The organism is Clostridium rhizosphaerae (assembly GCF_016765585.1).
Lineage (GTDB): Bacteria > Bacillota > Clostridia > Clostridiales > Clostridiaceae > Clostridium_AT > Clostridium_AT rhizosphaerae.
In genome coordinates, this window is sequence record NZ_JAESWC010000002.1 from 278,739 (window position 1) to 296,334 (window position 17,596).

Annotated in this window: 14 protein-coding genes and 2 pseudogenes; 3 read left to right on the forward strand and 13 right to left on the reverse strand. The window is 33.5% G+C overall.

Going from position 1 to position 17,596, the window contains the following annotated elements:
* Positions 1 to 162 precede the first annotated feature (162 nt).
* Positions 163 to 465: pseudogene (locus JK636_RS04560) on the reverse strand (N-acetyltransferase family protein); the annotation flags it as partial.
* Between the two features lie 11 nt (positions 466 to 476).
* Positions 477 to 1,043 (reverse strand): hypothetical protein, encoded by a 567-nt coding sequence (locus JK636_RS04565; protein WP_202747653.1) that lies wholly within the window; start codon positions 1,041 to 1,043, stop codon positions 477 to 479.
* A gap of 492 nt (positions 1,044 to 1,535) precedes the next feature.
* Between JK636_RS04565 and JK636_RS04570 the strand changes: the two genes are divergently transcribed.
* Together JK636_RS04570 and JK636_RS04575 are read left to right on the forward strand one after the other, a co-directional pair.
* Positions 1,536 to 1,805 (forward strand): CD3324 family protein, encoded by a 270-nt coding sequence (locus JK636_RS04570; RefSeq protein WP_021653177.1) that lies wholly within the window; start codon positions 1,536 to 1,538, stop codon positions 1,803 to 1,805.
* Positions 1,806 to 1,975: 170 nt separating this feature from the next.
* Positions 1,976 to 3,139 (forward strand): nuclear transport factor 2 family protein, encoded by a 1,164-nt coding sequence (locus JK636_RS04575; protein ID WP_202747654.1) that lies wholly within the window; start codon positions 1,976 to 1,978, stop codon positions 3,137 to 3,139.
* Between the two features lie 486 nt (positions 3,140 to 3,625).
* Here JK636_RS04575 and JK636_RS04580 read toward each other — a convergent pair whose 3' ends face one another.
* The 11 genes and pseudogenes from JK636_RS04580 to JK636_RS04630 all read right to left on the reverse strand — a co-directional run bounded on the left by JK636_RS04580 (position 3,626) and on the right by JK636_RS04630 (position 16,803).
* On the reverse strand, positions 3,626 to 7,927 hold the full coding sequence (locus tag JK636_RS04580; RefSeq protein ID WP_202747655.1) for a coiled-coil domain-containing protein: 4,302 nt from the start codon (positions 7,925 to 7,927) through the stop codon (positions 3,626 to 3,628).
* Positions 7,927 to 8,652 carry a DUF6063 family protein gene (locus tag JK636_RS04585; RefSeq protein ID WP_202747656.1) on the reverse strand — a complete coding sequence of 242 codons (726 nt, stop codon included), beginning with the start codon at positions 8,650 to 8,652 and terminating at the stop codon, positions 7,927 to 7,929. Before JK636_RS04585 ends, JK636_RS04580 begins: the two co-directional genes overlap by 1 nt.
* Entirely contained in the window at positions 8,649 to 10,256 is a 1,608-nt protein-coding gene (locus JK636_RS04590) for a hypothetical protein (RefSeq protein WP_202747657.1), read from the reverse strand. The genes JK636_RS04585 and JK636_RS04590 overlap by 4 nt, the downstream gene beginning before the upstream one ends.
* On the reverse strand, positions 10,246 to 11,214 hold the full coding sequence (locus tag JK636_RS04595) for a Wadjet anti-phage system protein JetD domain-containing protein (protein WP_202747658.1): 969 nt from the start codon (positions 11,212 to 11,214) through the stop codon (positions 10,246 to 10,248). Before JK636_RS04595 ends, JK636_RS04590 begins: the two co-directional genes overlap by 11 nt.
* Before the next feature lie 638 nt (positions 11,215 to 11,852).
* The gene (locus tag JK636_RS04600; RefSeq protein WP_202747659.1) at positions 11,853 to 12,242 is read right to left on the reverse strand and encodes a MerR family transcriptional regulator; all 390 of its coding nucleotides are present in this window, start codon (positions 12,240 to 12,242) and stop codon (positions 11,853 to 11,855) included.
* Positions 12,243 to 12,334: 92 nt separating this feature from the next.
* Entirely contained in the window at positions 12,335 to 13,111 is a 777-nt protein-coding gene (locus tag JK636_RS04605) for an EFR1 family ferrodoxin (protein WP_202747660.1), read from the reverse strand.
* Between the two features lie 721 nt (positions 13,112 to 13,832).
* Entirely contained in the window at positions 13,833 to 14,150 is a 318-nt protein-coding gene (locus JK636_RS04610) for a hypothetical protein (RefSeq protein ID WP_338025726.1), read from the reverse strand.
* 11 nt (positions 14,151 to 14,161) lie between these two features.
* Positions 14,162 to 14,272 (reverse strand): annotated as a pseudogene (locus JK636_RS04615) (arginine deiminase family protein); the annotation flags it as partial.
* Between the two features lie 33 nt (positions 14,273 to 14,305).
* Entirely contained in the window at positions 14,306 to 15,142 is an 837-nt protein-coding gene (locus JK636_RS04620) for an ABC transporter permease (RefSeq protein WP_202747661.1), read from the reverse strand.
* A gap of 1 nt (position 15,143) precedes the next feature.
* Positions 15,144 to 16,064, reverse strand: a complete 921-nt coding sequence (locus JK636_RS04625; protein WP_202747662.1) for an ABC transporter ATP-binding protein — start codon at positions 16,062 to 16,064, stop codon at positions 15,144 to 15,146.
* 127 nt (positions 16,065 to 16,191) lie between these two features.
* On the reverse strand, positions 16,192 to 16,803 hold the full coding sequence (locus JK636_RS04630) for a HutD/Ves family protein (protein WP_202747663.1): 612 nt from the start codon (positions 16,801 to 16,803) through the stop codon (positions 16,192 to 16,194).
* A 233-nt stretch (positions 16,804 to 17,036) separates the two neighbouring features.
* Between JK636_RS04630 and JK636_RS04635 the strand changes: the two genes are divergently transcribed.
* Positions 17,037 to 17,219, forward strand: coding sequence for an H-type small acid-soluble spore protein (locus tag JK636_RS04635; RefSeq protein WP_202747664.1), 183 nt, complete (start codon positions 17,037 to 17,039; stop codon positions 17,217 to 17,219).
* Positions 17,220 to 17,596 lie beyond the last annotated feature (377 nt).

A 17,596-nucleotide genomic window follows, 5' to 3' on the forward strand; every position in this document is an offset into this window, starting at 1 on the left:
TTATTCTCCTAATCTATTTTTTATTATTTGTTACTTCCAATTGATTGATACGTTATTTAAAGTATGGAATTTTCCACATAAAAGAAATTAAGCGCAATGAAAAAAGTGCTCCATCTTCGCAAGATTAGCACTTTTCTAAGAAGAATTCTTATTATTGAAAATCTAAATTTCAAAACCAAAACTTTTATACATTGAAACAGCTCGATCATTCTGTGTAACAACTTCAAGTTCAAGTTGTTCAACACCATTTTCTTTGCACCAATTAATGCATTCCTTCATCATTATCTTCCCAATACCTTTGTTCCAATATTCCTTTCTTACAGTGATGCCCATTCCTGCTCTATGAAGAAACCTTTTATTATTTGAAACTATTCCAACTGAACAATTTGCTATGATTCTACCGCTTAATTGCGCAATTAGAAAAAGACCACTCTCGTCGTTTATAATATTGCTCATAAATTTTCTTTCTTGTTCTACTAATCCCTCAAAACAGAGCCATTTCCATTTTTATAATACTCCCTGTTTGCAAAGCCCAATGAATTTGCAATTTTATTGAGTAATTTTCCTGCTTCTAGCCTTACACTACTCATACTATCTTTATACTTATACATATTATAAAGATAGATATAGCTCTCATTAAAGTATTCATAAGCTTTATTTACTAAAGCCTCATCATACTTACCACTTAATACAGTTTTAAGACTATCCTTCATATTTTCAAATCTATTAAGGGCTTCTTCATCGGAATAATAAATAACTTTTGTAACCAAAAGTAAATACCCTTGGGGACTATCCATCGCAGCATTGGCAATCAATCGTTCCCAACTTATCGGAAACAAGTCATAGCTTACACCTTCTATAATGAATTGAGTTGAAAGGTTTTTTCCTCTCTCATTTTTAGGAATGAAATAAAACTGTATTCCCAAATTCTCATCTTCATCCGCCTTATCATTTCCATAAACTACAAGCAGTAAAATATCATTCTTATACTCGTTCAAAATTTTATTCTTTACTATCTCTAATACTTTTTTATCTCTTTTCATAATATAACCTCCTGATTATTTGCATCTTTTTGAAATTTAACGGATCCATTTATTTCATAATCTAATTATATATAGAAAATCAAATTAATTATATAGATAGTTCCTTTCTAGGTAATACTATACACACCTTATTAATAAATACTTAATTATACTGCAAATACTTTCACATAATTTTAAATTATAGCTTAACTTATAAACTATTATCCATATACACAAACGCATTAATATTTACAAAATATTGAGAATAATCAATAAAGATGATATTATAGCTTTATAATAATATCATTATGTAATTATTAATCTAGCTGGGGGTGAATAATATGATTTTTGTTTTAACTCAAGATTATATTTTTAATGGAAAACTCTGTGCAAAGTCTGTAAATATGGACTTGGCGATGGTTTGCACAGAGATAAAGTCTTATCGCCATTAATTATTCATAATGCAGGCTTTGCTTTCTTAAATTTAAATATATATTTAAGGAGCTGAGCTTTATGAACTATGCAAAAGCAGAAACAATATTACCGGATAATTTAATTAAAGAAATTCAAAAATATATTCAAGGACAATATGTATATATTCCATCAGAACCACAAAAGAAAAAAAAGTGGGGAGAAAATTCAGGTCATAGAGACTATATACAAAACAGAAATGAAGAAATACGTAGTAAATATGACCAAGGATATTCAATTGATGCTTTAGCTGAAGACTTTTTTCTATCAGTATACAGCATTAGGAAGATTATTTACTCTAAAAGTACATAATTTTATAGAGAAGCTCCTACCCTTTATGATGAGTAGGAGCTCTTTGCTGTGTTGTATAAAAAACTCTATAGAAATATTCTCGGTGTATAATTCCACAACATTAACTATTAAAATAAAAGCATAAGTATAAATAATTATTCTCAAATGTTCTAATTAAGGGGGGTAAACATATGGAACAAATCATTCAGGATATAAAATCAAGATTAATAAATTTTCAAGAAAAATACAATGAAGGAAACCTTTATAATATAAAAAGCTATGTTAAAGAGTTTTTTGTAGATGAAGAAGATACAAGCTTTATAGGTGCTGGACTAGACAGCTGGTGTTTTGGACTAGAAAAGATAACTAATATGATAAAGACCTATTGGGAAGATGAAAGTAACTATCTAGAAAAGATAGAACTAGATATTGATAAAGCTATAATTAATGTAGAGAATTCAACAGCTATAATAGCTCTTCATGGTAAAAATACAAGAAATATTAAAGAAAAAAAAGTATGTGAAGCTATGATTGAGCAATTATCGAAAACACTAAATAATGAAGATTTATCAAAATCAGATTTAATTAGACTTTCAGTTAAAATTACAGAAACTTTAAATCATATAAAAATGGGAGAAGAATATGTATTTCCTTTTAGAATTACCATAGTTATGGCTAACGATGGCTTAAAATGGATGATAAAGCATATGAATCTTTCTTACTGTGCAGATGATTTAAATATGTTAAACAATGAAAATATTGATGATAAATATAAAACTATTCCTATAGATAATAAAGATAGTATAGAAATTAGAGAGGTTCAAGAGGTTCTAAAAACTTTACAAGAAGCTTATGATAAACGTGATGCCAGCTTAGTAGATAGTTATGGAGAAGAATTGCTTGATAATAATGAACTTACCTCTATAATTGGAACAGATTCAGGAGAAGTTTTCTACGGCTTTAATGAAGCAAAAGAATTATTAGAATCTGATTGGAAGTATTGGGGCGATTTTAATTTAAACAGAGAAAATTCTTTTATCTCTATTTTAAATAATATAGCAGTAGTTTGTTCAAAATCATTAATAAAATTTACTTGGCCTGAAAAAAAGGTTTGCTCATGGCCTAAAGGCGCTCTTGAATACTATTTTAAAGAAAATAAAACAAATACAGAATTACTAAATTTAATGCTAGAATCTATCAATAATGCATTACATACGCTTCTAATTGAAAATAATAAAAATACTCTTTCTATGAGATTTGTTGGAGTATTAGTAAAGAGAGATGGAAAGTGGAAATTTAACCATATGCATTTCTCGGATTGTGTTGATAATACACCAGCTAGACTTAAAGATTAAGAAAAAACCTAGATAATCCAACTACTTATCTAGGTTTTTTGATGAGATGAGAGTATGTAAATAATTTTGTGTATTCTCTCTCTCTTTGCTAAAGGTTAATAATTGAAAATTAGATGTTTTGTGCAATTTTGTTATCGAAGAAGATATATATCTGACTGAGGACCATATCCCAATTTCGATAACGAATTGTCCATTTTGTAACCTAATGAATTAAACCCCTTTTACATGGTACTTCAGTACCTGAGAACAAAGTCTACGTTATTTATGATACGGTTCACTGCATTATATTCTAAATTCGCTTAATCAATTCTCCAAATAATTCTTTGCCCAGCTTACCATTATGGACATAAAGCCTCATCAAATATTTACACCTACTTCATTATTCTACAACTTTATCCAAATTCCTCCACAAACTAAATTTTATATCAAATAAATATAAAAGACCGGTTAAGAACTCTACATGAGTTCTTAACCGGCCTCTTTTTATTATATGGAATCAAACGCAACTTGCTCTAAAAAGAACGGACTTACTGAAGCTCTTTCAGTAATTGTGTCCTTATAGGTTTCAAGTTTTACTATTTCCCTTCCCGAAGCTGTTTTATTTACTTTAAGAAGATATATCTTGTCAAATCTGTCCCTTATAGCCTGATTCTGTATATGTGTATAGGATATTATCTGAATTTTAAGCTTTTCAGCCAATTCAAATACTGGCTTAAGCAAGGTGTTTTCTGAAATCTCTCCAAACGGATTGTCCATAACCAGTACCTTTCCAAGAGAGCTTCTTTCCGGGTATCTTTCATCAAACCTCTTGTATTCAAGAAGCACTGCAAGGAGTATGAAGGAAATACAGAATTTCTGTGCTCCGGTGGAACTGGTCTTTAAGCTGTCCCAATTCTTCATGGTGCTGTTAAACAGCTCATATTTCATTATGTCCACCTGTATTCTCCTTATTTTTGCTACAACATCAAGAAGGTAATATGTTGTCACAAGGCTGCTTATATTTAGATTGTCATTAGAGGCTACAGAATCTATTATATTTTTTATCTCGTTATAGTCTATATTCTCCTCCTTAAGTGTTATCTTCATAAGCCTTTCCCTGTTTATCCTTGCTATGTCATTGAGCCTTTTAAGCCCCTTTATTACCTCATCCACGTAGTCTTTTATTATGTTGTAGATGTATTCCTTCTCTCCATCTATTTCAAGCTTTCTTGCAAGAAGCCTGTCTAACTCTCCATCTGTTGCTATAATCACGTTTTCAAGGAAGCCAGCCTTCATGTTGATGTCAGTCATTCCTGCTATTGTATTATAGACCTCTATTCTTTCTCCGCTTAAATGAGGGGCCAATTCGCTTTGCGCTCTCATGAGATTGTCATTGCATTCTTTAATCTTTGCATCCAAGGAGGATTTTCTTTCCTGGATGCTGCTGTAGTCAGATTTTATTTTTTCCATGCTCATTGCTTCAAAATTGTTTGTGACGCCTTTATAGTCTTCAAGCTGTACTGAATATACTTCCAGGTTTTTTGAAGTTTCAGCCAAGTCCTTAAGCTCACTTTCATTTTTTTGTTTTGCTCTGTCTATGCTGAGCATTTCTTCGCTGTAATTCATTTCTATTATCTCTTCCGGAGGCAGCGGCGGAACTCCATAGGAATTTACTATTTTATTATAATCTGCAGACAATTTATTTTCCTTTTCTTTTAGTGCACCTGTCTTTTGCTCCTTCTGCCCGTAAATTTTCATTTTTTCATCTTTTAATTCATTAAGAGTTCTCTCGTATTCTTCAAGGCTTTTTATTAAAAGATCAAAATTGCTTGTCTTGGCAGTTCTCTCATAATTTTTCATCTTGTTTTCAGCTTCTGTTTTTTCTTCTTCCCTGCGGCTCAAGTTTTCGTTTATTTTGCTTATGTTGTTTGCTTCCGAGTTTGAACTGTATTCTTTGAACATGCCTATAAGCACTGTCGGCTCTTCCGTAAGCAGTACGCCTTCTTTATATATGTTGTACTCAGAGTTTTTATCCTTTAAGCTTTCAAGTCTCTCATTAAGTTTTGCCCTGTATTCAATAATTCCTTCCCTGCGCTTTCCTATGGAATATTGATTCTCCCGGTTTGTTTTTTGAGCTCTATCTATCTCTTTTGCTTTTCTTGAGAGAGCTTCCTTATTAACATAGTTTTTATTATATATTCCGCAGTAGCTATCATTGAATTCAGTAAGCTTGTCTATTTTATCCTTCTGTTTTGATATCTGGTTTTCGATTTTCACCATACTGTTCTCTTTCTCTCTAAGACCAGCTTTTATCTCCGGTATTTTTCTTTCGATCTCATTTGAGCTTGCTACCATATCCTCTATATTTTTGTATAGAAGGCTTATTGAAGCCCTGGTTCTCTGCTCATACTGCATATGGTAGTTAAAGCTTTCTGCCTTGTTTTTCAGGCTGTATAAGGCTTCAATGTCCTCATTGAGCTTTGCTATTGAAATACTCAGCTTAGACTGCTGCTCATTTAGGCTTTCAACCTTCTCAAACAGTGCTTTTTCATCAAGCATGCTGCTGTCGTAGAGCATTATGAATCTTCCGCTGGCACTTTCAGCAACATTATTTGTAAGCTCCCAGAGTCCTTCTTTACTTAAGTCTTCTCTCAGCATTAAAGGTATTGGTGTGCTGCTGTTTATTTTGAAGGAAATCCCTTTTATAAGTTCTAGCTCTTTTCTTGTGACCATTAAAGAACTTACTATAAGTGGATTCTCTTTATATATTTTTGTTTTTTCCTCAGCTGAAAGTCCCTGTTTGTTAAGGTAATCAAGCCCGCTGATTACTTTAATGCCAAGATTGTCCATCTCCTCTTTGAAAGCGTCCGGAAGCTGCAGCTTGCTGTCCCCCTTAAGAAACTCCAATTCCTTAAGAAGCTTTTTCCTATTTTCGCTTAGGCCGTCTGCTTTTTCTTTTTTCTTTAATATTGCATCGGATATCTCTCTTTTAAATTGCTCTCTTTCAAAGATATTTGACTCATCTAAAAGGAACTTTGAAGCTGTCTCTGTAAGATATTCCTTTGCTTCAATGAATTTTTCAAGTTCCTCCTCCTGCTTTGCTGCTGTTTCATGCTTCTGCTTTATTAGAGAGTCTAATTCAGTCATTTTTATGTCGGAGTCCTTCAATTCATTTTCAAGACCGGTTATTTCACTCTTAATCTTCAGAGTATCTTCATTAAGGTTTCCTATTAAGTCCTCCGAGGCTTTTACAAGCTTGTCTATGTTGAACATTTTCCCTTCAAGAGTATTAATTATATACTCAGAAGCATCACTGTACCTTTTTATTACTTCAGCTTCCTTTGCTTCATAACCTCTAAAGAATTCCTTAAGCTCACCCTGCTGTATTGCTGTTTGCGTTGCTTCCTCTATAAGCTTTATATTTTCTTCCTTTAAAGCATTTTCTTCTCCAAAAAGCTTTGATTCTTCCTGCTTATTTTCTTCCTGTTTTCTCTGTACTTCCTTTATTTCCTTTTCATAATACTCTCTTATTGAAAAGCCCAAATTGTTAAGTTTTTTCATTATTTCATTCTGTGTTTTTTCCTTCTTGTCCTTCTCAGCCACAAGCTTTGAAATATCGCTTACTATTCTGTTTCTTCTGTCTGTCCACTCTTTTAGGCTGCACAGTGCCGCCATCCTTGTGTTATCTTCAATAAGGTCTTCCGTGATTTCCAGTTCATCCCTTAGAGTATAAATGTCTGACTTCAGCTTCTTTACTTCAGTTTCAAGATTGAAATATTCCTTGGAATCCCTGTTTAGTTTTATGGATAATGACTTGGCATTAAGCTCTTCATTTTCCCTATGTTTATCTTCCATCCTATAGCCATAGGATTTATGAGCATCTTCTACGGAATTATAAAGCTCACCGAATTTTATCCTTATATCCTCTTCTGACTCCTCAAGCTCTATCCTGGCTGTAGACGCATTCATCAGCACCTGAAGCTTTTCCTTTGTTATGCATAGGCTATCGTATTCTATAAGCTCATTTCTGTGTTCTTTTGAGAATTCCCTGTATTTTTTAAGTGACTCCTGGATGTCTTTAATAAATGAGTTGCCTTTTGAATTTTCTATGTTCTCCTCAATTGTGGGCACAATCAGGTTCTTCATTAGCTTTTCCGTTGTATTGTTATCCTCGTAATATTTGGAAAGCACAGATTCCCCCTTGTTAAGCCTTGCTATGACAGTAGCCCATTCATCTGGGAATATGCCGTATTCCTCAAGCTTCTCCTTGTACTCCTTAAGATAGGATTTCTTGTAGTGCTTAATAAACTTTACACCTGCTGGCTTTTCCATGTTCTTTTCAAACATGGCGCATACCTCTGATATGCTTTTGCAGAAGAGCTTTTCATCCTTTTCATAAGTTATCTCTATGCTGTCTAGGTCAAATTTGTTTGGCCTGTCATATTCAACTATAAAGGTTACTATGTCAAATAGTTTTGACTTGTCCTGTCTTTTATCGTCCTCCGCGAAGTTCTGCATTTTTCGTTCTATGCCTATACCGGTCAAAACTCTTGTGTTGTCTTCAGAAATCCATTCTATAAGCATATAGACCGGTTCCTTGCTGGTAAATACGTCAACTGCATTCTTGTCCGTATCCACCAGAGGAACAACCGCTTGCAAAAGTGTAATTATGGATATGGACTTGCCTGCTGTATTGGTGGCTTCCACCTGCATATTTCTGCCCATGGCTTCAAAAGGCTCGCATGTCATTATTCGGTTTTTATTGTCCCCATATACGAAATTTACATATTTGTATCTATTTATAAACATTATGCGTCCTCCCTGATGCCGTCAAAGAATATGCTTTCGATCTCAGCTTTTCGTCTGTTGTCAAGGAAATAGTAGTTCATGAGGTCGTTAAGCTTCTGTGTAGGCCTTATCTCGTCATCTTCCTTTGAATACATAACAAGCTCCTGATTTGTCATAAAGATTATCATTTTCCTGACGCAGCCGTACCTGTACTGAAAAGACCAGGTCTGCTTTCCCAGTCTTTCTTCCTTGTCCCCGGGTATGTTCTCCTTTGCAAACCATGCATCTTTAAGGCTTCTGATATTATATTTGTATTCATTTTCAATATCTTCTGCGTTATCTTTTGATGCTGCAGCTTCAAGCCTTCTTTCAACCTTTTTCACAAGTTCGTTTACGGATATGAACTCCATTGGTGAAATACTATTAAAAAACTCATTTATAATAACTGTTATTATGTAGAGGCCCAGATAGTAGTCCGTTTCATCCTTAACGCTCTTAAAATCTTCATCATTTTTGTAGTTAAAACCTATAATGTCGTTCTCTGGTCTTGGTATCATGTACAGCGCATCTGTTGTAAGAAGAAGGTCGCACTTGCTCTCTTCAGCCATAAATTTTAAAGTTTCCTGAACGTCGCTGTAGTTTGCATAAAGGTTGTATAGGTCCTTATTAAGCGTCCTTTTTATTTCTCCGCCTTTTAAAAGCTGATAGTAAATTTTTGTAGCTCCTTTTATCTTCTCTTCCATCATTCAAGGCCTCCCTGCTGAATAAAAGTAAATTCCATATCCGGAACGGTAAGTTTTGTTGCAGTCTTTTCCTCCAGATTTATGGACGTTAAAAAAGTGAAGGTTTCATCAGAAACTGAAATCTTTATTGTTGGCAGTTTCCTGTAGTATTTGCTCAGTGTGCTTACGGAGTACAATATGTCAAAGCTTTCTGAGGGATTAACCACCGCAACCTTTCTAAGTTCTTTTCTGACTTCCTCTAAGTTTATTTCCTCCCCTTCATGTGCAAAAAATAGAAGCATATTTCTCACAAGGCCACCATATCTTGTTTTCTCAACATAGCTGTCTTTGTCCTTCTTCAAATCTTCAAGAAAAGCTGAAAGATAAAAGCTCTCGCATCTTATTCCATAATCTAAAAGCGTCCTTAGAAAGTCCTCATAGAAAGCATTGTAGGCTCTCATTATTTCTTCCCTTTCATCTTCCAATTCAACTTCCTCGCTCATAACTTCAATCTCTTTTAAGACTTTCTCCCCTTGTATGTTCTGCTCATCATAAGGAACATGGAGCGAAAAGATATTTGGTGACTGAAGCTTGAACAAAGGTTTGTATATTCTGTCCAGATTTCCTATAAGACAGGCATCCTTTTCTATCTTCTGCATTATCTCTTTTTCAAAGTCAAACCTTCCGTTGTAGTTTATGAACATAGCGCTCTTTAAAAGCTCCTTAAACTGACTGCTGAAGGAGTCCTTTCTCTCATGAAGCTTCCTTATGAAAAAAATAGCCTTGTCAAGGCCGTTTAAGACCATCTTTATGTCGCCTATCTGCTCAAGTATTCTCTCGCTGCTGACGTCTTCTGAGTATAGTATATCAAGCTTGCCTAAAACCATGGTTTTAAGCTCACTGTATTTTGCCTGTTGTGATAGAAGCACATCGAAGGTCTTTCCTATAACTTCCGAGTATTTTTCGTTCTGAATAAGGGCTATGTTCCTCTTTGTCTTTTGGATATAATTGTCTATGTTCTGGCACTGAATCTCAAGAAGGTTCACTAGCTTGTCTATGTCTTCCCTTGCACTCTTGTAGTCCCCGTTTTTAATCTTGAATTCAGCAATCATTTTTGTTATCTCAATTTCGTATATGTCGTCGTATTCCTTTGTTGAGAACAGGAGCTTGTACCCATCTTCTGTAAGAAAGTAGGTTGTTTTTGTTTCACCGTCAATATCTATGATTTCATCGTTTATAAGCTGTACATTTATGTGTGAGCTCTTTTCATTATCATAGTCATAATAGCTGAAGCTGTATGCATAGCCTTCGTTTCTCAGGCCCTTTCTGAGGATATAGTAGACAAGTTCTCCAATTCGTTCTCTTGTCAGTGTCTTCTTGTAGCAGAGCCTGTTTATATCATCCATAAAATTTACTATGTCTTCCCTGGTGCAGTTTTCTCCCTTAAGGGATTTGTCCATTATAAAACAAAGAATCTGAATTAACAGATTGTAAAATTCGTGATTGTCAAACTCTTTTCCGTCTCTCCTGTTTACAACAAACTCAGACAGGAAGTATGTGCTGGAGAGAAGATTCATCCTTCGCCTGTATCCTTCAAGCATCTTTAAATTATCCATATTATTTTTCAATTAGCCTCCGATATGATATTATTTCCTGCGGTATATAGTTATCCTTTAGTGCTATATCAAGCACAGCCTTTTCAGTTTCACTGTCAAGTTCTGTAATTCTATCTATTTTAACCTTCTGGGACTTCTTGTTTTTGTGTATCCCATAAATCTTAGACAGCTCCAGCATCTTTTTATAAGCCTCTTTTAGAAGCTTAAAATTAAAGCTACTATATGCTTCTTTCAGACTTTGATAAATCCAGATTCCTTCTTTATCTATGTCTCCCCAATAATAGAAGTTATTTTCTGCATTGTTTATATAGCTTACATTGTCATTGTAATATATATCTTCCAGACTTCTTAGTATCTTTTTACCTTCCCCATATATAACCGTTGAGAACTCCATGTCAAAAATCTGCTTTCCTTCAAGCATAAGTTTTCTTACAGTATAAAAAGTGTCCTTATTCTCTACTATAAGTATGTTCTGCGGAGTTTTTTCAGTTGACTTATAAAAAAAGAAAGGCTCCGGAGCCATATAGAAGTTCAGTATATTCATATCCAGATCCATAGCCTTGAACATCTCTTTTGCAAGCGAATCTTCCTTGAGGAATTTCTCGTCCCCAAAGACCTCGAAGGATCTTTCATTTATGGAACACTGGATTTTTAAAAGATTTGAGTTCTTCTTCATGAAGTCACTGAAAAGCCTTACATAATACCTGTGCTTCTTGTAAAGTTTCAAGTCCTGTTTGTAGACATCTATGTTTATTTTAAAATACAGATGGCCGTTCAGCTCATCCATAAGCTCTACATTTTCTTCTAGAGTGTCGCTGTTTTCCTCGTATACTATTCTATACCTTTTATAGAGAGGATCTGCCATGCTGTTAAGTCCGCTGGACTCTATCGGTACAAGAAACTTTTCATCTACAAGCTCCTGTACAACCTTAACTATATTTTTATATTCATCATCAATGATATTTTTCAACTCTTCAAGTTTTATTGTGTTTCTCTTTACTTTATTTTTATGTACAAGTAATTTTTCTTTTATCTTGATTGTATCTATGTTTATCCCCCCTGCACTTAAAACAAATTACTACTAATTATAACATAAAAATTTCGAAATTTGTAGTTTGCAGCTCTTCTAGGGGGGGGTGTGAAAGCTATTGAAGATGACATTTATATTTTTAAGTTCTAGCACAGCCGTATAACTATGGAAGGAAAAAGTGTCGTCATTTGAATGGAATGACGACACTTTTTAAATATAGATATATACTTTTATGAGGAGGTTATGTTGATGATGGGAAGTTCAATACTACTCAAAAAACCTCACATTACCTATGATATTCTTCACCGTAACCTGTATAATGTAGACTTTTTTCTATATTATTTACTAATAGGCTTATACTCTTTGAGGGTAAAAAGCTTTCACGGAGAAAGCTATAAAAATCATAATTTAGTTTGCCTATACTTATACTATTCCTACTGCTTTCCAATCAACCAGAAGATAATAGAGCTGGTTTTTGAAGCTCAAAACATAATAATTTGGGTCTTCCTGACCACTCAAAGGATTAGTCTGTCCCCATGCCACATTTCCTTTTTAGCATCCAGGTCGGTGAATTTTTCCTACTTATTAATAAATGAATTAAATATCGGACATTCATGTGGTAGACGCAAATATTCCTTAATCCTATTAAGCTCACCTTGCATCATTTGTAATTCTACAATTTTTTCGCCTATTTCCACAAGTTTTTGGGTAAGCAGTTCTTCTATATACTCTAAATTTACATCCTTATCTCCTGCAGAAAATAATGTTCTTATTTGTTCAAGCGTAAATCCTGAATTCTTAGCACTCTTAATAAAATCTAGAGTAAGTAATACATCTTTAGAATAAAGTCTATAGCCCTTCTCTGTCCTAGTTGGCATCGGAATTAATTTAATTTTTTCATAATATCTTAGTGTTTCTACACTAAGATTAGCCATTTTAGCAATCTGACCTCTTAGAAAGTATTCCATATGTATCTCTCCATTCATATGAATAATTTTCGAGTTTAAATTTCTAGTCTACTTATTATTTAAGTTAATATTGCCTAAAACTACTATTAAAATTACTTTCTTAAACACATATCACTTATTGATACTTCTGGATGATGATACTTATCTCTTTTAGATATTAATTTATTTATCTTAACGGCTTTTTTAGGACACCAATGGAAGCAAGCTAAGCATGCAGTACAATTATTTTCCCATTGTGGTTTTTTATCAACCATTTTAATATTTTGTACAGGGCATACTTTTTCACATATTCCACAGCCTATACATTCTGATGTTGATGAATATTTTTTAGGTGAAAATTGAAGTTTTTTAGCAACAGTGCTAACAACAAAGCTTTCTATATGACGCTTAATATTGTTTTCGCCTTCTAGCTCTTTTGTTCTACGATTATTAACATACTCTGCAATTTGTTCTACTTTATTTTTTGAATTCTTTAATCTTTCTTTTATAATTTCATCTGGAGTTGTTAATGCGTTACCTGGCATATCAACTACAAAACCTGAAGATAATGATTTTCCTTTAGCATTTAAGCATTTATTCAATGTAAACAAACTATGGCTTGGAACTCCATTACAAGTAACAATTGCAAAAATATATGGGTTTGTTTTAAAATAGAGTTTTTCTATAAAAGCCTTAACTACGTCCGGTATAGTTGCAAAATACACTGGAAATACAAAGCCTACTACATCTACATCCACCTCTACACTGTTTTCATTTTCAAAATTAGATATGTGTACTATTTCACCTTTTTCTATCAATAATTCCTCTAACTTTCTTGAAACTGCTAAAGAATTTCCTGTACCTGAAAAATAATATATCTTTAAATTCATAATCGCACCTCTTTGTTTAATTTTATCTAATTATAGCACCTGTACCTAAGTACAAGGTCAAGATGTTTTTTTACTTTTCTTATTTTATAGATTTCCTAACCACACTCCGGACCCACCTTATACTTCAGTAGTACACGAACCTTCCTTTGTTTAGATATTATCACATAATATCTAAAATAAAAGAATTAGTTTACTGTCTTATATCTTAATCATTTGTCCTTATTTCCTAATCAAACATAACCTTATGAAATGAGTTGTAAAATTGCATCATGCATCTAATCCAATGCTGGTTGTGTTAAAAGAATTTGACATACATCGAAATACTCTGGCTCTATAGCTGGTTTGTAATTGCTGTAACAATCTATAAATTTCATGCTTGCTTTATTCGAGGCAGAGGTCTTATCACGTTTAAACCTCTCTATAACTCTTTCATCATTAAATTAAAGAAACACAGTTGTCAAATAAAACAGTATGAAATAAACTCTACTTTCTTATTTATTTTTCATTCTCAATAATTCTTTTTATACTCATATTCAAAAAAGTCTACGTCATTTATGATACGGCTCACCGTAACCACCCTAAGTGAGGATTTACCAATCACATAAAAATTGATATCAAAGAGAAAAGCACCCGTCTTTCATGAACTGTACCATGCCAATTAGACAGGATGCAGTCACAATGATTAGTGCTTTTTTTCTTGAATCAAATATTAAGTTAAATATTATTCTGCATCAAAATCAATAAAGTACTTTCTCTCTGGTGCATGTATCGTGAGTGTCGACAAATTGATATTGTCCTCTAAAATATCCACTCTGTATTCGAACATTATATCGTCATTTTGCTTCTTCATCAATAAGTAGCTTCCTTTTTCTTGACCCTCGGCCTCATCACTTATTTCATTGTAGATTACTTCCCCAATGACTTCTCCCGGATATCCTGATTTTCTTATCTTTTCTTCTATTGATTTAAAAAACTGTTCCATTTTTAGCTCTCTTTCTTTTTTATTTGCTAATGCGCAGAGCAAAACCTCATAACTCATGTGCCTGTCACCTACAGCCTAATTAAAGGCATGCTCATACATCTTGGGCCTCCTCGACCTCTAGATAATTCATAGGAATCAAACTCTAACACTTCTATATTATTTTTCCTTAGTGTTCCGTTTTTCTTTAATTTTATGTTCTGGGAATTCTTTATTTAACCCCATATTGCACTGGCATCAGTTGAACTTCTGCTTAAGCGAGAGAAATCTGTTTTAACAAAGGAATTAGTTGATAATATCAGGAATATAAAACCAATAGCCATAATAATAGCAAAAGACATTATTGGAGTAACAATAAATCCATGAATCTCAATGGCCAAGCCCTGCTGAACAAGGGCCTCTTTTGGTAAGCTTGTTTTCTCCAAAACCACCATTCGAAAAAAAGCGGTGGCATAGGTCATTGGATTAAAATAACCAACGTATCTAAGAGTCTCAGGCAGCATGGATAATGGAATATATGCGCCGGATATAAAGGTTAATGGCATGGTTATAGCTGTCTTAACTATTTGGAAGGTTTGACCGCTGCGTACGATTGTGGCCAAATATAGCCCAACACCGGAAAAAACAACTCCAACACTAATCATAGCTAAAAGCACCCACAGCGGTGTTATCCAGGAAGTAAATTTAATACCTATAAATAATCCAAGAATTAAAATCATACATCCCTGTATTGTTGATACCGTTGCTGCAGACAATAGTTGCCCTATAGCAACAGTTATCCTTTTAGCCGGCGAGACTAAAACCTCTTTCATAAAGCCGCTTACCATATCATCAACGGTTGATGAGGCAAGATTCAGGGAATTCTCAAACACTGTAGTTATAATGACCCCTGAGAGCATATATGCAATGGGATTTTCTATTGAATCAATCTTAAAAATAGCTCCAAACACATATACAAAGAAAAAAGGAAAGACCAGTGAAAAAATTAAACCGGTTTTATTTCTTATGAAGGCTTTAAGGCCTCTCTTCCACAATGCAAATATCGTATTCATACTATGCTTCCTCCCTAATTTTTCTGCCGGTTATTTCTAGAAATACATCATTAAAGGTGCCTTTTTTTATTTCAATGTCAGTAATTACTTCCTTTTGCAGACTTAAAACCTTAAGTAGGAGATTTATGTTTTCAGCGTCAACCTTGTAATAGCCATCCTTTTTCACATAGTTCATTTTATATTGCGTAAGTATCTGCTCAAGCTCAGGATCATCCTTTGTAGTGATAAAGGCCTTATCCCTTGTATACTCTTTTTTGAGTGCATAGGGTGTATCATGGGCAACTATTTTGCCGTCGTCTATAATTGCAATCTTATTACAGATTTCTGCTTCCTCCATGTAATGAGTGGTTAGAAAGATAGTTATATTCCTTTCCTTTTGAAGCTTCACAATATACTCCCAAATATGAGCTCTGGTTTGTGGATCAAGCCCTGTGGTAGGCTCATCTAAAAATAATACCTTTGGGTAGTGAATTAACCCGCGGGCAATTTCTACACGGCGTTTCATTCCGCCTGATAAAGCACCTACTAATTTCTTTCTTTCACCTAATAAATCAACTAAATTTAAAACAAACTTAATACGCTCCTCAACTTCCCTTTTAGGAACATGATAAAACACACAGTGTAGTTTAAGATTCTCTTCAACTGTCATTTTTGAATCTAAGGTTGACTCCTGAAACACAACTCCAATTGCTGATCTAACTTCACCCTTTTGTGCAGTAACATCCTTTCCATCTATTAAAAGGGTCCCTGACGTCTTTTCAAATATTGTACATAGCGTATTTATGGTAGTGCTCTTACCTGCACCATTGGGTCCTAAAAAAGCGAAAATGCTCCCTTCTTCCACAGTAAAAGAAATATCATTTACTGCTGTAAAATCACCATATTTTTTAGTAAAATTTTTAACCTCAATTATAGGATTCATATCATCATCCCCTTCATTTGTTTTAAGTTCTATATCAATTATCTCTGATAGTCCACAATTTTAATCACTTTACAAGATTATAAATAAATTTATTTATAAAACAACTTAAGGATTATTGGTGCTGCTGTTATCCAAAAACTACTTCTGCCATTACAACATTTAATATGCCTTCCTTATTCTCATTAGAAATAGTAATTGTGCTGCCCTCTCCCGGTTTAGCTTGCTCAATTAACAGTAAGTTCTTTTCTTCAACAACTATTTCCTCTTCTCCAAACAATAACTTCATACTATTTCTAACAGGGTATAATGATATTATCACATTACTTAATTTATTACCAGTAAACTCTAGTGTCACTTTAGAATCTGATGCGACCTTGATATTTTCAAGCATGCCTATGCACCCCTCTTTAGTCATTAGATTAAAGTCTATAACCTTTCCATAGCTTGCAGTATCCCAGTCTCCCATAAAGCTATCCTGTTCAAATTCTCTTAGTACTTTACTATATCTTCCTAAGTGTTCTAGTTTCATCTCCCCAGCTAAAACCATTAATTTTCTAGATACACCATCAAGCTTTGTAAAGGTTGATTTTTCATCAGTTACTGTAGCCGAACTTAATCGAAATAAAAAGTTTCTTTCTGTATAACTACCATCTTCGGGGTAGATATAAAGCTGCGTTGTATCGCCGCCAGACCACTTAGTTGTTGTAAAATCAGCTTTCTTTAATATTTTAAGATTCATATACTACATCCCCTATCTTTTAAATCTTTCTACTCTAGCTGCTAAATCTAGAGAGCCTGCTCTCTTTAGTACAATCATTTGATTTTGTTAAGATTTGTTCATGACCTTTATCTCTATTTTACCATCCTTCTATTAGATTTCAGAGAAAAAATTCAACACCATTATACTAAAGAATAATTAAAACATTGCACGTGAATAATATAATTGTCTAAATAACTAATGGAGGTGTTTTTATGAAGACCGAACGTGCAAGAGAAATCGCTACTTCCCCGGATATGGCTAATGTAGAATATAATGGTTCCCCAGTATATATAGAAAAAGTTAATGAAATCAATAATACAGCTTATATCCACTTACTAAGTGAACCTAAAGATCAAATTAAGGTTCCTGTAACAAACTTAATAGAACACAAGTAGATTAGACGATTCTGTTGAAAGAATCTTTAAGCCCGGCATTTGCCGAGCTTTTCTTTATTAACCTTTAACTCTCAACTTTTCAAATACTCTAATTTTCATTCTTTTCTCCATAAAAACTTCCCTGCTTATTTATAAATAACCTCATTGTATTATATTATAGCTCTCATATATTAACTAAAAAGTTATACTTCATAATTTAAAATAATAAATCATATACTTCTTATAAAGATTAGATACAATATTTTTCTAATAAAACCTTACAAGCTGCTCATTAGTACCTATTAGTAATATTTATTATAAATTTATTATTTTAAAGTTATGTCCAAGCTTTAAGAAATACTTCTCGGACTTGTATAAATGCTTTTGAAATATTAATC